We start from the raw sequence: 22,558 nt of genomic DNA on the forward strand, positions 1-22,558 counted from the left end.
GGAGACTAAACAATGGCTTTAACAAGAGAACAGCTAGCACAACGTGTAGCACAAGAATTACAAGACGGTTATTACGTTAACTTAGGTATAGGTATTCCAACGTTAGTTGCTAACTATATTCCTGCGGGAATAGAAGTGATGCTTCAATCTGAAAATGGTTTACTTGGCATGGGACAGTTTCCCACCGAAGACGAAATTGATGCAGATTTAATTAATGCCGGTAAACAAACGGTCACGATGGCAAAAGGTGCCTCTATCTTTGATAGTGCCGAGTCATTCGCAATGATACGTGGCGGACATGTCGACTTAACAGTACTAGGTGCCTTTGAGGTCGATGTAAACGGTAACATTGCTTCATATATGATCCCAGGCAAGCTGATTAAAGGTATGGGCGGTGCTATGGATTTAGTTGCGGGTGCTGACAATATTATTGTTACTATGACTCACGCTTCTAAACATGGTGTTTCAAAACTTTTATCTAACTGCACTTTACCGTTAACAGGTAAGGGTTGTATTAAAAGAGTACTCACTGATTTAGCCTTTATCGAAATTAAAGATGGCAAGTTTCATTTATTAGAGCGAGCACCAGGGGTCAGTATTGAGGAAATAATAAAACTCACTGAAGGTGAATTAATTGTTCCTGAGCATGTCCCTGAAATGAAATTTTAATAACCTAGCGGCATATTAATCATACGATTAAATAAAAAAAGAGCTTTAGCTCTTTTTTTTTACTCTATATTTTAACATTACATTAAAGTTCACTTAATGGTTTTGATAGTCACCATTCGATTAAGCACATGTTCTATTTGAAAAAAAATTGATAAAAGTGTTTTTTTTATTAAATTTCTTTACGCATGTCACTAGCGTATTACACATTTTTCTTGCATTTATTGGCTCAATTCGCAATACTAAAAGGGACAAAGAAAAGGCAAAACACGTGAAATCGTGTTACGCAAAACCACCGGTCTAAGGGATTTATGTTTTATATATAAATTCTATGACAGCGGAGTCACCTCGTTATACAAGGTACATCCCGTGGTTTTTTCCTTTACTAACTAAATTAATTACAAGGTTACTAAAATGAAAAAATTATTACTAGCTTCTACCATCACTATTTTAACATTAACGTCTGTTGTATCGGCGCCGAAAGCACAAGCTGCTGACATCGCTCAAAGCGTTTGCCAGTATGTAGCTGCAGACGACAAGAAACGCATGCGTTCGTTCTTAAAAACGAATAGATTAAAAATTCGCACTATCTTTCATGGTATTGAGTGTAATGGACAGAATCTGTTGGCGTTTGCATCGTCTAATGGTTCAGTTAAAACAGGTTCTTTGATGATTTCAAAGTTACCAAAGAAAGTTGTTTCTGAAAACTTAGCTATTTTGCAAACCGGATCGCAACCATTGATAGACGCAGCTAACGAACGCGTTAGCAGCTAAACTTATTTTTTAGTAGATGTTATTTGTTCAATCAAGTGTACTGTTTTACTAGATAATAATTCTATGTCATTTTAAAAAGCCTGCTTCTGCAGGCTTTTTTTTGCCTTAGTCATTTCAATCTATTTTTTGACTCGTTAAGCTAGCACCAGGTTAAAAAACTGATTACACTTAAGTTATACGAAGAAGACTGCGATATACATGTTGAATAAAAGAAGTTATAAAGACAGTAAGAATGCTTTAGTACTTACTGGCGGTGGCGCTCGAGCGGCTTATCAAGTAGGTGTGCTTTCTGCCATATCAAAATTTGTCCCTAGAAATCATGGCATCCCCTTTCCCATTATATGTGGCACCTCTGCTGGTGCTATAAATACCACAGCGCTAGCCTGTTATTCTTCATGCTTTCATTTGGGGGTAAAAAAATTAGAATGGGTTTGGAAGAATATTAATACCAGTCGAATATACCATAGTGATGGTATTCGGGTTTTCTCACATTTGGCGAAAGGTATGCTGGCAAGTTTCCAAGCAGATTATGCCAATAAAAGTGCGCGTAGTTTACTAAACAACGCGCCACTTCGTGACTTACTGAATATGGTGGTCGACTTTAAACGTATCGACACCAATATTTTACGTGGCTATTTATCTGCAGTTTCTATTACTGCATCAAGTTACAGTAATGGCGATTCAATTAGTTTTTATCAATCTGATGAGTCTATTTCTCCTTGGTTTCGCGCTAAACGTCGTGGTGAGCCTTGCCAAATTAATAGTGAGCACTTAATGGCTTCTGCCGCTATTCCCCTTGTGTTTCCTTCAATCAAAATTCGCCAAGAGCATTATGGTGATGGGTCTATACATCAACTTTCACCGTTAAGCCCTGCGATACACTTAGGTGGAGAAAATTTGTTTATTGTTGGTGTTGATCAACCTAAAGCACCACTTCATAGTAAAGTGAATAATCCTCATCCTCCGACAACCTCTACTGTTGCCGGTCATTTACTTGATACTATTTTCTCAGATACATTACACAGCGATATTGAACGTCTAGAACGAATTAATGAAACAATAAAACTTATACCACCAGAACTTAGAAAAGAAAAAGATGGTTTAAAACCGATATCATCATTTCTCCTTAATCCCAGTCATGACTTTAATGCCATGGCCGTAGAGTATTTTTCAGACCTACCACTATCGATACGTTTATTATTACGCAGCGTAGGTATCTCTAATGACTCTGAATCAAGTATTGTTAGTTATTTATTATTTGAAAAAAATTATTGTCGGCAGTTAATTAAACTGGGATTTGAAGATGCTATGGAGCAAGAGACTGCGATTAGAAAATTTTTATCTCTTGAATAGCGATCCATTGCTAAAGTAATAAAGTAAACGCCTTGTTGAACAAGGCGTTTATTGGCTTAGTACACTGCGGACAACCAAGAAAAAATTCCCCCTCTCTTGGATGAAATGTCCTGCTCGTTATACTCATCTAGACCTAACAACACTGCGGACAACCAAGAAATAAGTTACCCCTCTCTTGGATAAAATGTCCTGCTCGTTATACTAATCTAGACCTAACAACACTGCGGACATCCAAGAAAAAGTTACCCTCTCTTGGATGAAATGTCCTGCTCGTTATACTCATCTAGACCTAACAACACTGCGGCAATCAAGAAAAAACTCCCCCCTCTCTTGGATGAAATGTCCTGCTCGTTATACTCATCTAGACCTAACAACACTGCGGACAGTCAAAGGAAAAGCTAAACCCCCTTTTGAACAAAGCGCTCTGCTCGTTCTACTCGTCGAGGCTTTCCGCGTACAATCAGGGTATCCTGAGCTTGAAGAATAGTGGCTTCATCGGGTTGCTCTGATTCAATATTGTTACGGCGAAGCGCAACCACCGTGACCCGTTTTGCCGATAAATTCAGTGACGCTATAGAATGCCCATTAGCATAAGAGTTTTCCGTTAATATAATCCCATTAGCGAATTCAATGCGATCCATAGCATCAGGGCTCATGTCAGTATGCTCACCCTGAAAAAACCCATGCAAATGGCTGTAGTGGTCTTTACGTTCTTTTTGTACACGGCGAATAATACGAGAGAAAGGCACTCCGGTTAAAGATAACACTTGAGAGACCAGCATTAAGCTGCCCTCTAAACTCTCTGGTACCACTTGATTAGCACCCGCTTCTTGCAATGCTTGTAGTTGATCGTCATTTCGAGTGCGGACAAGGATAGGAACATCGGGTGATAATGATCTAACTTTTTGAATAACCTCAAGTGATTGTTTGTCCTCACCAAAAGCAATAACAACAAGCTTAGCTTTCGACAAGTGAGCTGCTTGTAATAATTCAGTTTGTCTTGATGAGCCAAAAAGCACATTTTCTCCTGCTTCACGCGCTTTTGTTGCCCTAAGTGGGTCAATATCGATAGCAACAAACTTAATCGACTCTTGCTTTAAAAAGCGACTCACCGTTTGGCCAATTCGACCAAAACCACAAATAATGACATGGTCACTTAACTCTGTTTGCTCGGGAAGTTCAGCTAAATGATCGGTATCTATGGGCTTTTCGTTACTCAACATCAACGACCAACGACGAGCATTGTTAATCATATAAGGTGTTATCGCCATACTCAATACACCTGCGCCTAACAAGATAGAAGCAGTTTCAACCGGTAACAATTTAACCTGATTGGCTAAAGCGATAAGCACAAAACCAAATTCACCCATCTGTGCCAACATAATACCTGCAGCCCAAGCATCTTTAGCCGCTTCTCCTGCGCGTTTTGCTAAGAAGGCGATAATGAGTATCTTAACCACCATAAAGCTGACCATAACGCCGATAATAACCAATGGTGAGGAATAAACGATGCCGATGTCGAGTTTCATACCGACCGTTACAAAAAATAAACCTAGCAAGATATCACGATAAGGCCGAATATCGGCTTCAAGCTGATACTTGTACTGGCTTTCACCTAACATCATACCTGCGAGAAAAGCCCCTAAAGCCATAGATAAGCCAAACCATTGCGTCAATGATGATGCGACTAAGGTAACTAATAAGGTTGTTAAAACAAATAATTCATCGGTTCTAACTTGCGCCACTAAATTAAATAAACGTGGTAGCAACCATTTTCCGGCAAACATTAACAAGGTAACGACAAAGACGCCTTTAACTAGAGCAATCAGTAGCTCAACAACCATTGAACTATCAGACTCTTGGGCAAACATCGGGATGATAATTAATAAGGGAACAACGGCTACATCCTGAAAAAGTAAGATAGCAACAGAGAGCTGCCCAGACTTTCTTTTCATTGCGCCCGTTTCACTCAATTGCCGAATAACGATGGCTGTTGAAGAAAGCGCTATAATACCACCAATAATCAAAGCACTAGCAAATGTCTGACCAAACAACAAAGCAATGCCCATAAAAAAAGCTAGCGAAATACCTACTTGAAGACTACCAACCGCTAAGACCAGATGGCGCATGGCGATTAATTTAGGTAATGAAAATTCTAAGCCTAGGGTAAAAAGTAAAAAGACGATACCTAACTCAGCAAAGTGATCGTAATCCACTTGGTCTTGAACCAAAGATAAACCATGATCACCAACCAGCATACCTGCCACTAAGTAGGCTAAAATTGCCGGTAAGTGTAAACGGCGAAATAACCAAACAATAAGTACAGCACTTGATAGAATAGCTAAGAGTTCAAAATGACCTGTCACAAAAAATCCTTATTTTATCATTCGCATCGGTATTAAATTTATAAAAATAGAGTGAGCACTACTGAGTCTAAAGCAATTATCGGTAGTTTGACAGCGGCAACTCCTTGCCATTAATGAATTGTCAAAAATTCGTCAAAGATTTTATTAATATAAACTCATTTAATATCAATACTATAAAAATAACCACTTTAAAATAAATTTAGGTATAAAAATTGCTTAATCATATCTGATAAAATAATCAGGTGATGATATGCAGACATTAAATTTAGTAGATAATCAGGCTTTTCAATATAACGCTTTTAAAGTGTTTGATAGTCCTGACCATGAAAAATCTAATAGAAAATTAGCGTTAATGGAACAACTCCAAACATCGCTAGAGCTTGATCGTTTACTCAATATTTTTGCAATGGAAGCAGCTAAGTATGTCGATTTTTCAGGTCTATATTTCAAGAAAGGTGATATGACCGCTTCGATTAGAGGGAGTAGACAAGGTAAAAATGAACGTAGTTTTGAATTAAAACTAAACCAAAAGTTTGTTGGTATTTTGACCTACGCCATTAATTCACCAATAAGCATTACTAATTATAAGATACTTAACGAGTTACACCAGTATTTAATTCACCCATTAAATAATGCTTTACAGTATCAGGAAGCTTTGCTGTTAGCGATGCAAGATGGATTAACCTCTTTAAATAACCGTCGATGTTTTGATGAGCAGTTAAAGCGTGCTATGCACCATGCAAACCGCCAAAATAGTAAAGTCGGTTTAATCGTCTGCGACCTCGATAAGTTTAAATTAATTAACGACAGTCATGGCCACAATTTAGGTGATGATGTCTTGATTCAGTTTTCTTTGGCGCTTAAAGAAAGTGTCCGAGATTCTGATAGTTTATTTCGATTTGGTGGTGATGAGTTTTCAATCATTGTTGAAAATGCCACGCTAGATTCTCTACTCGTTATTGAACAGCGGATATACAGCGCAATGACTCGTGATCCTTTATTATCAAAACATCAAGTCAGTTGTAGTTTAGGGCATACTTTTATGGACAGGATGGATACGCAAGCAAGTTTTTTTAAACGCGCCGACAAAGCGCTATATCAAAGAAAAATATTTAAAGACCGTAAGCTAAGTTTAGTCTAGTGAGATTAACTTAGCTTAATTTTTCGTCTTCTGCAAAATAGCGAAGCGCTAATTTTTGTTGCTCTGGCGTTCTGCCAATAAGCAGGCGGCAAAACCTTACCGCTTTGCCAAATTTGTCAATGCCGACAATTGATAGTGCTTTTTTAAAGTTTTCAGCCGACAAGTCATAGGTTTCAATAAAGTGCTCAATAGCAAGATCAACACTTGGATAAGTTACCCCATCAAAAGTAAACTCGGTGCCAATATAATCAACATCGAGTTCGACGCCCTCAAGCGACAATAACCAACCTTGATAATTTAAGCGTTGTTTGGCTATTTCATACATCATCCAAGCACTTTTTTGAAAGCCAATAAAATTTCCGCTTTCAAACTCACTATCAGCAAGCTCTTCTTTCGTCCAATTGATACCTATCGCTAAATCTTTTTGATAGGTTTGTGCTAAAAAGTGCTTAACATTATTGGCAACAGCCCAAATAGAATGCTGCTTTGCCTTTCTCGCTAAAGAAGTACATTCACGACAACTAGGTACAGATAATGGTGGATGTGAGCAATCAAAAACTAGAAAATATTGATGCGGAAAGCCAAATGTTAATTCAGATGGCTCGCCACAAAACCAGCACTGATGGCGTTGTTCAAAGGGTATATCAACTAAGGTGTGTGCCATAAGTACTGTTCAACAATAAATTATCTACGTTTGCCGGTAGGCGCTGGTTTGGCTTTTTTGGCCACTTTTGCACGTCGTTTAGCCGCAGGCGTACTATCTGCCTTTTTACGGGCTATTAATTGGTTTTTCTCTTGTGTCGCTTTGTAGCGGCTTTTCTTTAGAGGTTTATCTTCTTTTTCAGCATATTGTGCTGGTAAAGCACGTTCTAGTTCATATCCAGGGACAATTGTTCGTTCAAAAGTTCGACCAATTAATGCTTCGATATTTTCTAAAAACTGTTCATCTTTAGGGCTAACTAGTGAAATTGCCGTACCAGACTTTCCTGCTCGGCCTGTACGGCCAATACGGTGCACATAATCTTCAGCAAGATAAGGCAAGTGAAAGTTAACAACGTAAGGTAAATCAGGAATATCTAATCCTCGAGCTGCAACATCGGTAGCAACAAGCACGCGAACTTTTCCTTCCGTAAATTGTTCAAGGGCTTTGTTTCTTGCGCCTTGTGTTTTATCACCATGACACAACGCCGACTTAATTCCGTCAAGCTTAAGTTCTTTAGCGAGTATATTTGCACTTTCTTTGGTACCTGCAAAAACAAGTACTTGCTGCCAATTATTAATACCAATCAATTCTGATAATAATTCACATTTACGTGTTTCTGATACCCAATAAACTGATTGTTTAACCTTGCCTGATGTTGAATTTTGGCGTGAAACTTCTAAGGTTTTTGGCGTATGCAAGACTTGTTTAGCTAACGTTTTCACTTTATTTGAAAATGTTGCTGAAAACATCAATGTTTGATGTTTTTGCTTAATAACACTGATTAATTGCTGAATGTCATTTAAAAAACCCATATCTAGCATACGGTCAGCTTCATCTAAAACAAGAAATTTAACTTGTGATAAATCTACATTTCTCGCCACTACATGCTCAAGTAGACGCCCAGGTGTAGCAACAAGTACATCAACACCTTGCTTTAACATTCTAGTTTGTGGTGGCATATTTACACCACCATAAACAGCACCGCAGCTTAATGGTAAAAATTCACTATAGCTTTCGATATTACGGGCAACTTGTTGAGTAAGCTCACGCGTTGGCGTTAAAATAAGTGCGCGAATAGTTTTTGATGAATTATTATCACTTGGAATTTTAGCTAAAGCCTCTAGTATAGGTAAACTAAAAGCGGCTGTTTTACCGGTACCTGTTTGCGCACTTGCCAGTAGATCAACCCCAGACCGAATAAGCGGTATAGCTTGCTGCTGAACAGGCGTCAACGTTTTATAACCACAGGCTTTAACTGCCTTTAATAGTTCAGCCGACAACCCTATTGCATCAACACTCATATATCACCACTTATCAAAAAAAAACGAAACCCAAAATTAAGGCGCGCATTCTAGCATAGTTTAAACATTATTCATCAGACTATTTTTGCCAGATCCCTTTCGTCAAATTAAAACGATTATGCTCGCTTTCACTTGGCTTATAGCTCGGCAATTTTCCTTGGTTATGTTGCTGATGATAGTCTTGAGTAATACTCACCACAACTTTAGACAAGAGTAATAAAGCCGTGACATTAACTACCGTCATAAGCCCTGTAGATAAATCAGCTAAAGCAATAACTTGAGGTAAACTCGCTACTGAACCAAAAATCAACATCGCCAAAAATCCACAACGTAAAAACCAATGTCCAAGTGGATTATCCATATTTAAATACTTCAAATTATTTTCAGCATAAGCAAAGTTGGCAACAATTGAGGTGAAACCAAACAGTAATATAGCGATAGTAATAAAATCGCTACCCCATGCGCCCACTTGATAAGCTAACGCTTGCTGAGTTAATTGTATCCCTTGTGCATCGCTACCTGTTTCTTTGAATAATAAAATAAGAAAAGCGGTACAAGAACAAATAACAATAGTGTCAAAAAACACAGCAAGCATTTGTATATAACCTTGTGAAACAGGATGAGGAGGATAAGGTACTGCGGCGGCAGCGGCATTGGGTGAGCTCCCCATCCCCGCTTCATTAGAATAGAGTCCACGTTTTATGCCTTGGACTATTGCCGCACCAACTAAGCCGCTGCCCGCTTCTTTTAAACCAAAAGCAGAAGCAAATATATCGCTAATAATGGCAGGGATTTTTTCAATATTTAAAAAGATGACCGCTAGACAGACTAATAAATAAGCAAGCCCCATAAAAGGTACCGTTATTTCTGCAAAACGAGCGATGTTTTTCAAACCACCAAAAACAATAAAGGCCGTTGCTATAGTAATGACAATGCCGGTAAATAACGGGTTAATACCAAAAGAGCCGTCAAAAGCACTGGTAATTGAATGGGCTTGCACTGAGCTAAAAACAAAACCATATCCGAAAAATAAACACAGCGAAAAAGTCACCGCAAGTTTTCTACTTTTTAAGCCTTTGCTCATGTAATAAGCAGGACCACCACGAAAGTTTCCGTTGGCATCTTTTTCTTTATAGAGTTGGCCTAATGCACTTTCAGCAAAGGCAGTTGCCATACCAACAAGAGCAATAAGCCACATCCAAAAAACAGCACCAGCGCCACCTAAGGTAATAGCGACAGCTACCCCCATTAAATTTCCGGTGCCGACACGGGCGGCAAGCGAAGTACATAATGCTTGAAAAGAAGAGATGCCTTGGCTGTCTGTTTTACGACTTAATTTAAGTAACGTAAACATGTGAGTAAAGTGAGTTATTTGCAGGCACTTTAATCGCCAAGTAAACCAAATACCACAACCGGTCAGTAAATAGATAAGCACACTGCCCCATAAATAACCATTGATCGTACCTATCCATTGTTCTATCAAAATATCTTTCTCACCTTTTTAGATTATTACTAATTATCATAACAAACAAAGTACTACCAGCGTTAGACCCTATTAGTGTTAAGAAAACAAATAGTGCTAAGCAAAAAAAACCAGTGAACGATCACTGGTTTTTATTACTCAATGTAAAGTTAATTACAGTGCTTTAAATATTTTTTCAACAGAGTCTTTAGCATCACCAAATAACATCTGAGTATTTTCTTTAAAGAATAATGGGTTTTGAACCCCAGCATAACCGGTACTCATTGAACGTTTAAAGACAATGACTTGTTTAGCATTCCATACTTCTAGCACTGGCATACCGGCAATAGGGCTGGTTGGATCTTCTGCAGCTGCAGGATTTACCGTGTCATTTGCCCCAATCACCAAAACAACATCGGTTGTAGGGAAGTCATCATTAATTTCATCCATACTAAAAACAATATCATATGGAACTTTTGCTTCCGCTAATAAAACATTCATATGTCCAGGCAAGCGCCCTGCAACCGGATGAATAGCAAAACGCACATCGATCCCTTTCGCTTTTAACGCTTGAGTCATTTCATAAACAGGATATTGAGCTTGCGCTACAGCCATACCATAACCTGGCGTAATAATAACGGATTTAGCTCCGCGCAACAGATCAGCAACAGCCTCGGCATTTATTTCAATGTGATCGCCATAATCAGTATCGTTATCAATAACAACATCGGTACCAAAACCTCCAGCAATAACACTAATAAAAGAACGATTCATCGCCTTACACATAATGTATGACAGTATTGCCCCTGATGACCCCACCAAAGCGCCGGTTACAATTAACAAATCGTTGTTAAGCATAAAACCTGCGGCTGCGGCTGCCCATCCAGAATATGAATTGAGCATAGAGACAACAACAGGCATATCAGCACCGCCAATTGAAGCGACTAAATGCCAACCAAAGACAAGTGCAATAAAGGTCATCATGTATAGTGGATTAATAGCGCCATCACTTTGAACAAAGCTAATAAGTAAAACTAAAGTAACAATACCTGCTACTAAATTTAACTTATGGCGATGTGGCAACATCAATGCTGAAGAGCTAATAACACCGCGTAATTTAGCAAAAGCGACAATTGAACCGGTAAAGGTTACCGCGCCAATAAAAACACCTAAGAATACTTCAACTAAATGAATGTTGGTCTCCATTTGTTGGGTGTCGGTTAGGTTAAACGCTAAAGAGTGGTCCATTTCAAAATAACTGTTAAAGCCAACAAGTACCGCCGCTAGGCCAACAAAACTATGTAAAATAGCGACCAACTCTGGCATCTGCGTCATTTCAACTTTTTTGGCTAAATGTAAACCAATAAAAGCGCCAACTGACATGGTAATAAATATCACTAAAACATTATCGACACGTGGGTCGGCAATGGTTGCGATTAAAGCAACGGCCATACCCGTGATGCCATACCAATTACCTGTTTCAGCCGTTTCTTGCTTACTTAACCCTGAAAGACTAAAAATAAATAATAATGCAGCAACAATATAAGCTGCGCTAATTAACCCTTGAGAAAATTCCATCAATGCGCCCCTTATCTTCTAAACATTTTTAACATACGTTTGGTCACTACAAAGCCACCAACAATATTTATTGTGGCAATGAGCACCGCAATCCCCGCAAGTATTTGTATCAATATATTGTCTTGCCCTATTTGTAACAAAGCGCCAACAATAATAATGCCCGAAATGGCATTAGTAACACTCATTAAAGGCGTATGCAGCGAATGACTGACATTCCACACCACGTTGTAACCAATAACACAAGAAAGCACAAAAACAGTGAAATGAGAGAGAAAATCCGCGGGAGCAACACTGGCCACCCAAGCAAACAATAACGCGCCTATTGCCATAAACAGATGCTTTTTAGTTTGTGATGCGGGTTCTTCTTTCACATCGACTGCTTTAATTTTTACTGGAGCAGGTTTAGTGGGTGCCGCACTGACTTGAATTGGTGGTGGCGGAAAGGTAATTTCATCATGATTAACGACGGTCATATTTCGAACCACTTGATCTTCAAAATCAACCGTAATGGTACCGTCTTTATTTGGACACACTAATTTAGTTAAATTAACCAAATTATTTGAATAGAGCTGTGATGCTTGATTGGGTAAACGAGAAACTAAATCTGTGTAACCAATAATTTTAACACCACCAACATTAGCAACTTTACCCGGAACGGTTAAGGCACAATTACCACCACCCGCGGCCGCTAAATCAACAATAATTGAACCGGGTTTCATTGAATGAACCATGGCTTCTGTAATTAACTTAGGCGCTGGTTTGCCCGGGATCATCGCTGTGGTAATAATAATATCAACATCTTTGGCTTGTTCTGCAAAGAGTGCCATTTCAGCATCAATGAATGCTTTACTCATTTCTTTTGCATAACCATCGCCTGATCCCGTATCTTCGGGTTCTTCGTAGTCAAGCTCAAGAAACTCTGCGCCCATACTTTCAATTTGTTCCTTTACTTCGGGGCGCGTATCAAAAGCGCGAACCACAGCGCCTAAACTTCCAGCGGTACCAATAGCAGCAAGACCTGCAACCCCCGCACCAATGATCATTACTTTTGCAGGAGGCATTTTACCCGCAGCTGTAATTTGTCCTGTTAAGAAGCGTCCAAAAAGATGGGTTGCTTCAATAACAGCGCGATAGCCGGCAATATTTGCCATTGAACTTAGTGCATCCATTGACTGAGAGCGAGTCATACGTGGCACCATTTCCATGGCAAAGGTCGTAATTGATTTTTCGCGTAAGGCTTCGAGTAACTCTGGACTTTGCGCTGGTGCAATAAAACTGACTAAATGTGCGCCATCTTTCATTTGTGCAACTTCATCAAGTGAAGGTGCATTTACTTTAAAAATAATATCTGACTGCCAGCATATTTTTTTAGTGACTAATGAAGCTTCTGCGTCGGCAAACTCTTCATCAGTAAAACTGGCTTTTGTGCCAGCTCCTTTTTGTACTTGGACACTAAAGCCAAGCTTAAGTAGAGCAACTACCGAGCTTGGCGATGCTGCTACTCGGTTTTCCCCTGTTAGTGTTTCTTTAGGTATTCCAATATTCATAAGCCACCTTTTTTAAAAGGTCGCAACTTCAACGTAAATTAAGATAAAGCTGCAACATATTACTTTTCTTATGGGTTTTATAATTAATGTTTTACCATCAATTGAATGAATTTCATACACCTAAAAATAATAACGGCTATTTTCATAATAAATATAGCCAGCTCCCCCTGAACTAACTTTTTATCCGTCAAGGGGATGTTCGAAGAGGAGAATAAGGTAAAACTACGGAATAATTAATTTAACATCGCCAAATTTTGCTTAGTAACTTGCTCTTTTTTAACATACTGAAACCATTGTTTAGCTGTTTTAGCCGAACTTTTAATTTTTTTAGCTTGTTCAAAGGCAGATAAAGATTCGCCAAATTTTTGCAGATTAAATTCCGCCATACCTTTGGCTAAATACATATTACCTAGACTAACTTCTGAAGCTAAGTCACCACGACTTAGTGCTTCATTAGCTGAATTAATAGCAAGTTGCCATTTTTCTAAGTTTAAATAAGCTTGTGCTAAAGCAGCATCAAACTTACCTGTTTCAGAAATTTCTGCTGCTTTAATTAATACCGGAATTGATTTTTCATCATCTTTTGCCGCTATGTATGCATTAGCCAGCATCTCTAAATATTTTTCTTGGGCGATAACTTGACCACTGTCTATTGCTTCAGCGAGTAGGTTTGCCGCTTTAATTGGCACGTTATGAAAGCGATACAGCTGCACTAAGGTGATAATGTCAGTTGACTGAGTCACATAGCCCGCTTGCCAAGCGCTTTCCATCACCGCAAGCTGCTTATCTTCTTGGCCAATTTCACCATACATTGCTGAAAGCTGTAACCAATATTTAGGTTTATTGTAATAACGAACCAGATTTTCTATCACAGCGGTTACTTCAATTGGCTGCTTTAATTCAAAGTAATTTGCACGTTGTAAAATCAACCAATTTTCTTTAGGATTTTCATTGGCTGCGATACTTTGTTCAATAGCCTGTGAAACATAGTGCAGAGACTGCTGATATTGTTTATTTTGATAATGAACTTGGGCAAATAAGACTTGTTGAGTATCGGTAATGGCTTTGTCGTTAGTTGCTTGCCACAAAACTAAAAACTTTAAAGATTGTGGAAAGTTTTGCATTTGCATTGATAATTGCGCTAAAGAGTAAAGTGTCGACAGCCTTAATGTTTCAGGGATCGCCTTTTCATCGATAACTTTTTCAAAGCTATCAATGGCTGAAGCGACATCGTCATTACCGTAATACATAAAGCCATAAAAATTCCATAACATCGCACGTTCGTAACTGTTTAAACTATCAATGCGGTCTTGCACTTCATCAAGTACATCAAAGCCCTCTAAACCGTTACCCTCATCAGCAAGTTTTTGTGCTCTTGCCAATTGCGTATAAACACGGTTACGCATCGCGGGTACTTTCACTGAGGTTGTTTCTTTACCCAACTGTGCTGATGATTGCGCATTTGCAATACTGCCACCCATATTTTGGTTAAGTATTACCGGAGCGCTAAAGAGAAGCGCGATTGAAAGGCAAGATAGCGCTTTTCTTTTTAATGTTGTCATTTTAGTCATCCCCGACTCCTTAACCTTCTATTTGGAAAGAAATTTTATTCTGCACGCCAGCAACTTCCATAGCGACACCATCAACTACCCGTGGTTTGTACTTAAATTTTAATGCTGCCGCCATTGCCGCTTGATCAAAAATCCCTTCAGGTTTAGCTTCAACAACTATAGCGTCTCGCACTGAACCATTTTTAGTGACAATAAATTCAACAATAACATACCCTTCAATGCCCCGAGATTGAGCACGACGTGGGTAAATAGGTGAGACTTTCACTATGGGCAAATAGTCGCCATCACCGCCACTTAAACTTAATCCCCCAGCTAAACTTAAATCGGTTTGAATATCAGCACCAAACCCGCTAGCAGTGCTTAATGCATTGGGATTAGCTTGCTGCATTTGTGGTTGCTGCATTTGCGGTGGAGGTGCTTTAGGTGCTGGTGGTTTTTGCGGTTTACGTTCTTTTTTTGTAAGTTGCTGCTCTTTTTTCAATCTAATAAAATCGAGTACATTACCGCGAGGCGCTTCAGTTAAGGCATTATTACCACCAGAAATAAGCGCTTGCATCCCCCATAAAAGAAAGAAAGTCATCACCACAGCAAGTAATAAACCTATGCTGTAACGGGCAGGAGTGTTCATCACTGTTGCCATGACTTAGCCCTCTTGAGCAGCAATTGAAACATCAAAAACACCCGCTGAACGAGCAGCATCCATCACTTTAATTAACGTATCAGTTGTCGATGCTTTATCGGCTTGAATAACAACAGTACCCTGTGGGTTTTCTGCCTTTAAGCGCTCAATATTGGCTTGTACGGCTCGAATATCAATACGACGCTTATTGATCCAAATATCGCCTTTATCACTAATTGCAACTAAGATATTGGCTCGTTCCTTTTTAACGGCAGTAGCCGCTTCTGGTCGATTCACTTCAATACCCGCTTCTTTAACAAACGAGGCGGTAACAATAAAAAATATCAATAAAATGAAGACCACGTCTAACATAGGCGTCATGTTAATTTCTTCGGCTTCTTCTTGTTCTTGTAAAATATTTGATAGTTGAGAACGCATAGCGTTACTCCTTAATTAAACTGCTAATTATTGGTGAGCCATCGGAAGACTGTCTTCCATTTGCTCAGTTCTACGTTTCGTTTTACGCTGTAACCATGTCACCATAAATACACCAGACAAAGAGCCGACCATGCCAGCCATTGTTGGAATAGTCGCGCGCGAAACGCCTGAAGCCATTGACCGTGCATTACCACTGCCCGAAATTGCCATAACGTCAAACACTTCAATCATACCGGTTACCGTGCCCATCAAACCAAGCAGTGGACACAAGACAACTAAACATTGAATTAAGGTAACGTTAGTTTTAAGCATTTCAGTGGCTCTTGATATATGAGCAATTCTTATATGCTGGGCATTCCACGAATGTCGTTCTGGGCGTTTAAACCAACTTTTAATGATGTTTTCTTTCACCGTTTTATAACTGTGCAAGTAAAAAAATAATCGTTCAAAAATAAGTAACCACATTAAACAAATAACCGCGGCGATAACGCTTAACACTAGCCCCCCCGTATCCAAAAATTCTTGGATACGATTCATCATTTCGATGAAGAGGATCATGGTTTATGCTCCTTGCTTTGATGTCAGCGGTTTTTCAGAGCTTTCTGAGCGTTCAGCTAAAATCCCTGCACTTTGTTGTTGTAAAATATTAATAATACCGCGACTTCGGGTGTTGAGCAGTGTAGAAATAAAGACCATGGGAATAGCAACAACTAAGCCCAGTACCGTTGTTACTAACGCTTGAGAAATACCACCTGCCATTAGTTTAGGGTCACCTGTGCCAAATAAGGTAATCGCTTGAAAGGTATTGATCATCCCTGTAACTGTGCCTAACAAACCAATTAAAGGCGCAACTACTGAAATGATTTTGATGAAAGTGAGCCTAGTTGTTAATACAGGGACTTCTTTTAAAATACTTTCAGAGAGCTTTAACTCTAAGGTTTCAACGTTATCAAGGGGATTTTTATCTTGGACTAACATAACCCGACCCAGTGGATTGTCATTTGATGCTTGATCGCTCTTTAATTGACGATTGACTTTACTGCCAATGAAAAAGAGTGTGATAAAACGTTCAATCGCAATCAGTAAACCAATGAGACCAATCGCTAAAATAACATAACCAACCGCACCACCTTGTTCAACGCGTTCTTGTAAGTCAGGTGCTTGTACTAATAATCCTAGGATTGAACCACCTGTTGGGTCTAAAGCAAAAGGAACGACTTGATTAGTGCTTGAAGTGAGTGCATTAGCACTTGATAAATAACGACTCGATGGTTGTCTCATTAATTGTGCAACAGAAGCTGTTTCATCAATATATTCAAGATACTTTCCTTGTGAAACTAGATTAAAACCACCAACACGCACCACATCTGCTTGGCTTTTCTCACCGTTTGCTAACACAATTTCTCGGCTAAATTTATGTACTTTTCCACTTTGTGTCATTTCACGTTGTAATTCAAACCACAAACGTTCAATTTCTTCAATCGAGGCTAATTTTGATGAGGAGCCCATACTTTGCGCAAACTCATCAAGAAACTGACCTCGACCAGGAATTTGTGCCGAAATAACAGAAGTTTGAAATTTACTGCGCGTATCACCAGCGACTTGTTGTAATACACCAAACAATTCTTTTAATTCACCCATACGCTTATTGAGCGCATCGGTATTATTACCTAAGGTTACATCGTTATCTTGAAAGTTTTTTTCAAGTTGTGTACTTAAGTTAATCGCTTGATCTCGCTGCTGTCTTGCTTGGTTTAATAATTGGGTTTGTTGGCTTTTTTTCGCATTGAACTCTGCTTCTCTATCTTGATTTTGCTTACTTTGTGCAATTTTTCCTTGCGCTAATTGTGACAGTAAGTCATCTAAACTCGTTGCTTGTTGCGCGATGGCATTGCCACTGAATACTGAAACAGCTGACAAAGTTATTGCCGATATTAATAGAAGTAATTTTTTCATGGGTTATTCCTTATTCGGCCGAGTTTTGCGTTACGGGGACAATAATTAAATCGGGGGCAAGTTGTTTACGAGCAATGCGTAAACCTTTATTAATATCTAAACGATATTGCGCTGAAAGAGGCTGCCATGATTTAGAAGCGTTATCCCACAAACCTAACTTTTGACCATCACGTGTTTGATACACTAGACTTACGCGGCCAATTCTGAGGAAATCAACATTTTGTTCACTACCGTCAATATCAATTAAGCCAGAATACGCCTCTATTGTTCGACCATAATCAACTTCAATTTGATAAGCGGCGAGTACTCGGCGAAACTTTTCAGAAATAGCAACATCAGCGCGTTCCATCATACTGTGTAAATCAGCAATACGTTTATTACGCTCGGTTGTTAAAAATTGCACATCCAAGGTAATAAAGTTTGCTAAGGTTTCAATCATACGCGCCATTAACGGTGAAACTTGTCGTTCTATAATACTCACTTGTTCCATTGACACGGCTATTTGGTCAAGCTCTTTCAATTGGTTCGCCACTTGGGTTTTCATTTGCTGGTTATAAACAGTTAAGCCATCAATTTCCTTGTTAATGGTTTTAAAATGTTGTGACTTCGTTTGTATTTGCTCGTTAATAGCATTAACGCGCTGTTGAGACTGACTGGCCGATTGGTTGATTTCTTTACCAGCATCAACGACTTGGCTGAGCTGTTTATCATTATCCGCTAGTGTGGGTGTTGCATCGCTAATTAAGCTAGTTGTGCTTAAGCTCAGTAATAAACAAGCTTGTGCAATTTTCGAAAGAGTCATAAAAACCTTTTGCCTTTGTTTGAGCTAATCAGATCTTATTTGATTACCCCTAAAATTAATGTCGATAATATTAATGGCTAAATATGACAATTAAGTTTCAGGAATATTGCCGATTTATTAAATGACAAGGTTGTGACATTTTTCTTACTGTGGAAATTCAGATTGATATTAATAATTTATCTTGAGGGAATGCGGAGGAGTCATTAAAATTAAAATCGTGTCAATAAATCAGAATTTTATCATTGCACACGATGCTTGAGTTAATGACTGCTTCAAGATAATAGCTGGCGTTGGTACTTGTCATTTAAACGACAACCTTGCGCGAGCAGCGGACGATTAAGCAGGCAAGCGTACGGTTATTATTACCTCAACTGGGGTCATTAACTCTTGTTGGTTAAAGTTGATTCGATTCAGGTTTTGCATCGCTATTTTGTCGCACTTCAACCTTGATACTAAGTAATTGTTACTTTAAAAATTACTCTACATTATCTTTAGCATCGACAATAGCTTGAATAAGATAGTTTGGCTGATTCGTTCCTAACCTAATAAATGAACCTCCCTTTAGTTCAATTTCTATACCTAAAAGCCCCGAAACATTATAAATCCAACCAGTTCCAAATGAGTGTATACCGAATCCCATCCATATTGGATTTTTCACATTATTGCAGTTCGCAATCTCTTCCAGTGCTATTTGTTTTTTAAATACTCCCGGACCAAAATACCAACTGACTTCACTTTCATTAACTTCAATTGTCATAGAGCTAAATATAATAGCAACTATAGTTAGCACACCGAAAATAATCCCTAGAGCTTCCGATGGTAAAAATTTATACCCATCATTTATTCCTAGTATTGCAGCCGCTAAAATAAATATAGCGGTGAATGTAACAATTCCCCATTGCTTGTGCTTATATGCTTGGTAACACCCATCACGCCAGACAAGAGTAGCGGCATCTACTTCAAAAACAGATGCTAGTGACATGATTGTTTCGGATGAACAACTTCCGCGAGACTCCAACCTTTGAATAGTCCTTAAGCCAAGCCCACTTACTTTTGATAAATGCTCTTGCGACCAGAGTCTTTCCGTTCTGTATTTTCTAATAAGTGATGATTTTACTTTCATATCCATAATTCATAACCTCAGTTAAATAGAGGAATGAAACTACCCTAATATTATCAATTTCTGTTACGCCACTTCACCGTCAATACCCCGCCTACTTCACTATCTAACTGATAATTAGTAATAATCGAATATTGAGTGGTGTATCTGACATAACGCTCCATTAAGCCGGTAAAAAGGGTTGGCTATAATCGCGAAGCGATAGCCAACTGTTATTATCCGTTTAAGCAACTTGTTATTTGCAGCCATATCCGTATTAAACACCATAGAGCAAAGCTCGTTATTTAATTTTATAAAGTCTAAACCTTTCAGCTACCAATAAACCACTGACATTATCAGCTTGATCCCGATGGAATACAAACGGGTTCATTTCAGATTAAACATTAATAAATGTCACCTTATTGGAAGGTATTAGTCGTGAAAACAGCGCTTCATGTTTTTCTTTAACTTTAGGCAGCCCATCAATAATTTTGACCTCCACAATGAAGCCACCAGTTATCAGTTTCTACTCTCCTATAAAGCCCTTGAGATTGTTCATAAATAAAGTTAACGGTTCTATGCTCTTTCGTGAGTGAAAGCCCATTTTATAATATTTGGAGATAGCGATCATAATTTTTTGATTAATTTGCCGCGCATTATCACCATTACTCATTACTACCATCCCTTCGCCTCTATTCACGAAGGCTTTAAATTCATTAGTAAAACCAAGGTTTTTTCCAGAATGAGAAAAAACAAGTTGATTGTTAACTTCACTCATCGCCGGCCCTAGCCCCCAATTTCCTTGATGCTTACTGAACATAGCTGTTACTGTCGATTTATTTACTATTCCGTCATTCTTTCCTGCCATTATTGCTTGCATATGAATAGCATAAATCGCTAAGTCTGACGGGGTAGTCCATAATCCCGCTGCGGCCTTCTCTGCGTAGTCATTGTATATTGCTGGATACATTTCACCATTAGAGTCATAAGCTGCACTGGTATGTTGTTTTAATTTTTTGGGTAACACATGTTGAAAGGTACTATTGAACATGCCCATAGGTTTAAGAATTTGATTGTCAGCATATTCAGAAAATGGCATTCCTGTGACATCTTCTACTATTTTTTGCATTATAGTATAGCCACCACCTGAATACCGCCATTTACTTCCCGGCGCTTCATTGACCTCAACTTTATCGGTATTTCCTTTACCACTTAGCACATCAGTTGTACTTGGTATTTCACTACCTGTTGCATATCCGGGAAAGCCGTGAACACTAATACCGCCAGTGTGGGTAAGAAGGTGACGTAAAGTAACAGGATTTTCTTTAGTTAATAAGTCTCCCTTAACCTTCCAGCCTTTTAGATATTGATTAACATCAACATCAAGATCTAACTCTCCTTGTTTAACCAATTTTAGCGCAGCAAGGGCTGCAACGGGTTTACTAATTGAACCCGCTTGAAATAAAGTATTAGAGTCTACTTTCCTTGTGCCATTAGCAATACCGTAACCTTTTGACCAATCAATTTTTCCTTTATGAATTACCGCAATACTAAGGCCTGGTACATTTAACTGCTTCATAAGATTTACGATTGAATCACTCGAGTCGGTTTTGCCGTTAATCTTTATATTACTTTTTAAATTATTCTCAATGATCTCAATGGATTCACTGCTCGCATAAACTGCACTTGTAAATATTAATAGAGTGAGTGAAATAAGCGAAGAAAAGATAAAATCGGTGGTTTTAGTTTTATATTTCAATGATAGTTCCTTTATTAAATAATATTATGTATTGTAAAAACAATTCCATTTTAGCTACTCTGAATGAAGGTTTTTTTCAACTCATTCATCCGACTAGTTTCCCCGCGAGCCTCATGCCGAGAACAACCAAGTAAAACAATAAAAAATTAATTATCAATACGATAAACATCAGGTAATAAACATAGACTTCGTCATATTACTTAGGCTTAAACCTGCATATAACGCTTTGCTAAGCGGCTAAAAATGGCTGGCTATAATACCGAAGTACGAGCATAGCCAGCTGCTTGTGTCCGTTTAAGCAGCTGGCTATATTTTATTTTACACTTATCTCATTTATTTTTAGGATTTTTTTAAAAGCTGAACTAATAGCTTAAAAATATTGATGTTTTAAATAATCTTTAGCAATGTAGGCGTGACCATCGTAACCATACTTGATAATCAAATTGCTAGGTATCCCTTGCCTACCTTCGGTAAAGTACACTTCGGTAATCTCTGAAAATTTAAGATCGATGACTTTTAAAGAATCACCCAACTCAGTAAAAATCATAGATTTAACATTAATAGTAATTACACGTTTATGACCATGTAATCTAAAATATGTTTTAATACCGCAATCAAGCCACCCATAATAACTTGTTTGTTTTTTCAACAATAAACTACACTTAATTTACCCTCTTATAAGTGTGGTGATTGTTATGCCCAAGCCTCGTTCACAACAAATTAGTTTATCTGATACGCCGTATTATCATATTTGCAGTCAAACCGTTCGAAAAGCCTTTTTATGTGGTATTGATTACCGCAATCAAGCCACCCATAATAACTTGTTTATTTTTTCAACAATAAACTACACTTAATTCACCTCTTATAAGTGTGGTGATTGTTATGCCTAAGCCTCGTTCACAACAAATTAGTTTATCTGATACGCCGTATTATCATATTTGCAGTCAAACCGTTCGCAAAGCTTTTTTATGTGGTGTTGATAAAGAAACCGGTGTCAGTTATGAGCACAGGCGTCATTGGATTGAACAGCGCATTTTTACATTATCTCAGGTGTTTGCTATTGATATTTGTGCTCACGCTGTCATGAATAATCACTTACATTTAGTCCTTCATGTTGATAGTGAAAAAGCTAACAACTGGACGACGCTCGAGGTACTGTCCCGTTGGCATAAGTTGTTCAAAGGCACCCTATTAACCCGTCAATATCAGCAAGAGCAATCATTAACTACATTCGAAATGGAAATGGTTGAAGAAACAGCACAGGTCTATAAACAGCGCTTAATCGATATCAGTTGGTTTATGCGGGCATTAAACGAGCCTATTGCTCGACAAGCCAATAAAGAAGATAAATGCACGGGGCACTTTTGGGAAGGACGCTTTAAATCACAAGCCCTGCTCGATGAAGGGGCATTACTTGCTTGTA

The 22,558-nt window shown here is 38.5% G+C and carries 19 protein-coding genes, 1 pseudogene and 1 riboswitch; of the genes and pseudogenes, 5 read left to right on the forward strand and 15 right to left on the reverse strand.

Annotated elements, in window-relative coordinates:
* Nucleotides 1-12: 12 nt before the first annotated feature.
* The 3 genes from H4J62_RS17410 to H4J62_RS17420 all read left to right on the forward strand — a co-directional run bounded on the left by H4J62_RS17410 (nt 13) and on the right by H4J62_RS17420 (nt 2,793).
* Nucleotides 13-669, forward strand: a complete 657-nt coding sequence (locus tag H4J62_RS17410; RefSeq protein WP_182217441.1) for a 3-oxoacid CoA-transferase subunit B — start codon at nt 13-15, stop codon at nt 667-669.
* A gap of 248 nt (nt 670-917) precedes the next feature.
* Nucleotides 918-1,017, forward strand: a riboswitch (cyclic di-GMP riboswitch).
* 63 nt (nt 1,018-1,080) lie between these two features.
* Nucleotides 1,081-1,440, forward strand: a complete 360-nt coding sequence (locus H4J62_RS17415) for a DUF3718 domain-containing protein (RefSeq protein ID WP_070376350.1) — start codon at nt 1,081-1,083, stop codon at nt 1,438-1,440.
* Nucleotides 1,441-1,638: 198 nt separating this feature from the next.
* Nucleotides 1,639-2,793, forward strand: coding sequence for a patatin-like phospholipase family protein (locus H4J62_RS17420; protein ID WP_182217439.1), 1,155 nt, complete (start codon nt 1,639-1,641; stop codon nt 2,791-2,793).
* A gap of 398 nt (nt 2,794-3,191) precedes the next feature.
* Here the strand turns inward: H4J62_RS17420 and H4J62_RS17425 are convergent, their stop codons facing one another.
* Complete coding sequence (locus H4J62_RS17425; RefSeq protein WP_182217437.1) at nt 3,192-5,159, reverse strand: monovalent cation:proton antiporter family protein; 1,968 nt, start codon at nt 5,157-5,159, stop codon at nt 3,192-3,194.
* Nucleotides 5,160-5,409: 250 nt separating this feature from the next.
* On the opposite strand from H4J62_RS17425, the gene H4J62_RS17430 reads away from it, so the two are divergent.
* Complete coding sequence (locus H4J62_RS17430) at nt 5,410-6,300, forward strand: GGDEF domain-containing protein (protein WP_182217435.1); 891 nt, start codon at nt 5,410-5,412, stop codon at nt 6,298-6,300.
* 10 nt (nt 6,301-6,310) lie between these two features.
* Here H4J62_RS17430 and H4J62_RS17435 read toward each other — a convergent pair whose 3' ends face one another.
* The 14 genes from H4J62_RS17435 to H4J62_RS17500 form a co-directional block, all read right to left on the reverse strand.
* Nucleotides 6,311-6,964 (reverse strand): hypothetical protein, encoded by a 654-nt coding sequence (locus H4J62_RS17435; protein WP_182217433.1) that lies wholly within the window; start codon nt 6,962-6,964, stop codon nt 6,311-6,313.
* A 20-nt stretch (nt 6,965-6,984) separates the two neighbouring features.
* The gene (locus tag H4J62_RS17440; RefSeq protein ID WP_182217431.1) at nt 6,985-8,304 is read right to left on the reverse strand and encodes a DEAD/DEAH box helicase; all 1,320 of its coding nucleotides are present in this window, start codon (nt 8,302-8,304) and stop codon (nt 6,985-6,987) included.
* A 79-nt stretch (nt 8,305-8,383) separates the two neighbouring features.
* Nucleotides 8,384-9,787 carry a sodium:alanine symporter family protein gene (locus H4J62_RS17445; protein ID WP_220465352.1) on the reverse strand — a complete coding sequence of 468 codons (1,404 nt, stop codon included), beginning with the start codon at nt 9,785-9,787 and terminating at the stop codon, nt 8,384-8,386.
* A 153-nt stretch (nt 9,788-9,940) separates the two neighbouring features.
* The gene (gene pntB, locus H4J62_RS17450; RefSeq protein ID WP_182217430.1) at nt 9,941-11,344 is read right to left on the reverse strand and encodes a Re/Si-specific NAD(P)(+) transhydrogenase subunit beta; all 1,404 of its coding nucleotides are present in this window, start codon (nt 11,342-11,344) and stop codon (nt 9,941-9,943) included.
* A gap of 11 nt (nt 11,345-11,355) precedes the next feature.
* Nucleotides 11,356-12,891, reverse strand: a complete 1,536-nt coding sequence (locus H4J62_RS17455; protein ID WP_182217428.1) for a Re/Si-specific NAD(P)(+) transhydrogenase subunit alpha — start codon at nt 12,889-12,891, stop codon at nt 11,356-11,358.
* A gap of 233 nt (nt 12,892-13,124) precedes the next feature.
* On the reverse strand, nt 13,125-14,462 hold the full coding sequence (locus tag H4J62_RS17460; RefSeq protein WP_182217426.1) for a lipopolysaccharide assembly protein LapB: 1,338 nt from the start codon (nt 14,460-14,462) through the stop codon (nt 13,125-13,127).
* Nucleotides 14,463-14,472: 10 nt separating this feature from the next.
* Nucleotides 14,473-15,090, reverse strand: coding sequence for an energy transducer TonB (locus tag H4J62_RS17465; protein ID WP_070377222.1), 618 nt, complete (start codon nt 15,088-15,090; stop codon nt 14,473-14,475).
* Nucleotides 15,091-15,105: 15 nt separating this feature from the next.
* Complete coding sequence (locus tag H4J62_RS17470; RefSeq protein WP_070376341.1) at nt 15,106-15,519, reverse strand: biopolymer transporter ExbD; 414 nt, start codon at nt 15,517-15,519, stop codon at nt 15,106-15,108.
* Between the two features lie 27 nt (nt 15,520-15,546).
* Nucleotides 15,547-16,077 carry a MotA/TolQ/ExbB proton channel family protein gene (locus H4J62_RS17475; protein WP_070376340.1) on the reverse strand — a complete coding sequence of 177 codons (531 nt, stop codon included), beginning with the start codon at nt 16,075-16,077 and terminating at the stop codon, nt 15,547-15,549.
* A 3-nt stretch (nt 16,078-16,080) separates the two neighbouring features.
* Nucleotides 16,081-17,475: a MotA/TolQ/ExbB proton channel family protein gene (locus tag H4J62_RS17480; protein ID WP_182217424.1), complete on the reverse strand. Its 1,395-nt coding sequence runs from the start codon at nt 17,473-17,475 to the stop codon at nt 16,081-16,083.
* Between the two features lie 10 nt (nt 17,476-17,485).
* Nucleotides 17,486-18,277 carry a DUF3450 domain-containing protein gene (locus H4J62_RS17485; protein ID WP_182217422.1) on the reverse strand — a complete coding sequence of 264 codons (792 nt, stop codon included), beginning with the start codon at nt 18,275-18,277 and terminating at the stop codon, nt 17,486-17,488.
* A gap of 475 nt (nt 18,278-18,752) precedes the next feature.
* On the reverse strand, nt 18,753-19,406 hold the full coding sequence (locus tag H4J62_RS17490; RefSeq protein ID WP_182217420.1) for a helix-turn-helix domain-containing protein: 654 nt from the start codon (nt 19,404-19,406) through the stop codon (nt 18,753-18,755).
* Between the two features lie 496 nt (nt 19,407-19,902).
* On the reverse strand, nt 19,903-21,135 hold the full coding sequence (locus H4J62_RS17495) for a serine hydrolase (protein ID WP_182217419.1): 1,233 nt from the start codon (nt 21,133-21,135) through the stop codon (nt 19,903-19,905).
* A 370-nt stretch (nt 21,136-21,505) separates the two neighbouring features.
* On the reverse strand, nt 21,506-21,787 hold the full coding sequence (locus tag H4J62_RS17500; RefSeq protein WP_182217417.1) for a hypothetical protein: 282 nt from the start codon (nt 21,785-21,787) through the stop codon (nt 21,506-21,508).
* Nucleotides 21,788-22,017: 230 nt separating this feature from the next.
* Here H4J62_RS17500 and H4J62_RS17505 point away from each other — a divergent pair.
* Nucleotides 22,018-22,558, forward strand: a pseudogene (locus H4J62_RS17505) (transposase); the annotation flags it as partial.

The organism is Colwellia sp. BRX8-5 (assembly GCF_014077325.1).
Lineage (GTDB): Bacteria > Pseudomonadota > Gammaproteobacteria > Enterobacterales > Alteromonadaceae > Colwellia_A.

Bases quoted from the DNA above. Each gene is read 5' to 3' on its own strand.
- H4J62_RS17410 (WP_182217441.1), top strand. From the start codon at position 13: ATGGCTTTAACAAGAGAACAGCTAGCACAACGTGTAGCACAAGAATTA.
- H4J62_RS17415 (WP_070376350.1), top strand. From the start codon at position 1,081: ATGAAAAAATTATTACTAGCTTCTACCATCACTATTTTAACATTAACG.
- H4J62_RS17420 (WP_182217439.1), top strand. From the start codon at position 1,639: ATGTTGAATAAAAGAAGTTATAAAGACAGTAAGAATGCTTTAGTACTT.
- H4J62_RS17430 (WP_182217435.1), top strand. From the start codon at position 5,410: ATGCAGACATTAAATTTAGTAGATAATCAGGCTTTTCAATATAACGCT.
- H4J62_RS17435 (WP_182217433.1), bottom strand. From the start codon at position 6,964: ATGGCACACACCTTAGTTGATATACCCTTTGAACAACGCCATCAGTGC.
- H4J62_RS17440 (WP_182217431.1), bottom strand. From the start codon at position 8,304: ATGAGTGTTGATGCAATAGGGTTGTCGGCTGAACTATTAAAGGCAGTT.
- pntB (WP_182217430.1), bottom strand. From the start codon at position 11,344: ATGGAATTTTCTCAAGGGTTAATTAGCGCAGCTTATATTGTTGCTGCA.
- H4J62_RS17455 (WP_182217428.1), bottom strand. From the start codon at position 12,891: ATGAATATTGGAATACCTAAAGAAACACTAACAGGGGAAAACCGAGTA.
- H4J62_RS17460 (WP_182217426.1), bottom strand. From the start codon at position 14,462: ATGACTAAAATGACAACATTAAAAAGAAAAGCGCTATCTTGCCTTTCA.
- H4J62_RS17465 (WP_070377222.1), bottom strand. From the start codon at position 15,090: ATGAACACTCCTGCCCGTTACAGCATAGGTTTATTACTTGCTGTGGTG.
- H4J62_RS17470 (WP_070376341.1), bottom strand. From the start codon at position 15,519: ATGCGTTCTCAACTATCAAATATTTTACAAGAACAAGAAGAAGCCGAA.
- H4J62_RS17475 (WP_070376340.1), bottom strand. From the start codon at position 16,077: ATGATCCTCTTCATCGAAATGATGAATCGTATCCAAGAATTTTTGGAT.
- H4J62_RS17480 (WP_182217424.1), bottom strand. From the start codon at position 17,475: ATGAAAAAATTACTTCTATTAATATCGGCAATAACTTTGTCAGCTGTT.
- H4J62_RS17485 (WP_182217422.1), bottom strand. From the start codon at position 18,277: ATGACTCTTTCGAAAATTGCACAAGCTTGTTTATTACTGAGCTTAAGC.
- H4J62_RS17490 (WP_182217420.1), bottom strand. From the start codon at position 19,406: ATGGATATGAAAGTAAAATCATCACTTATTAGAAAATACAGAACGGAA.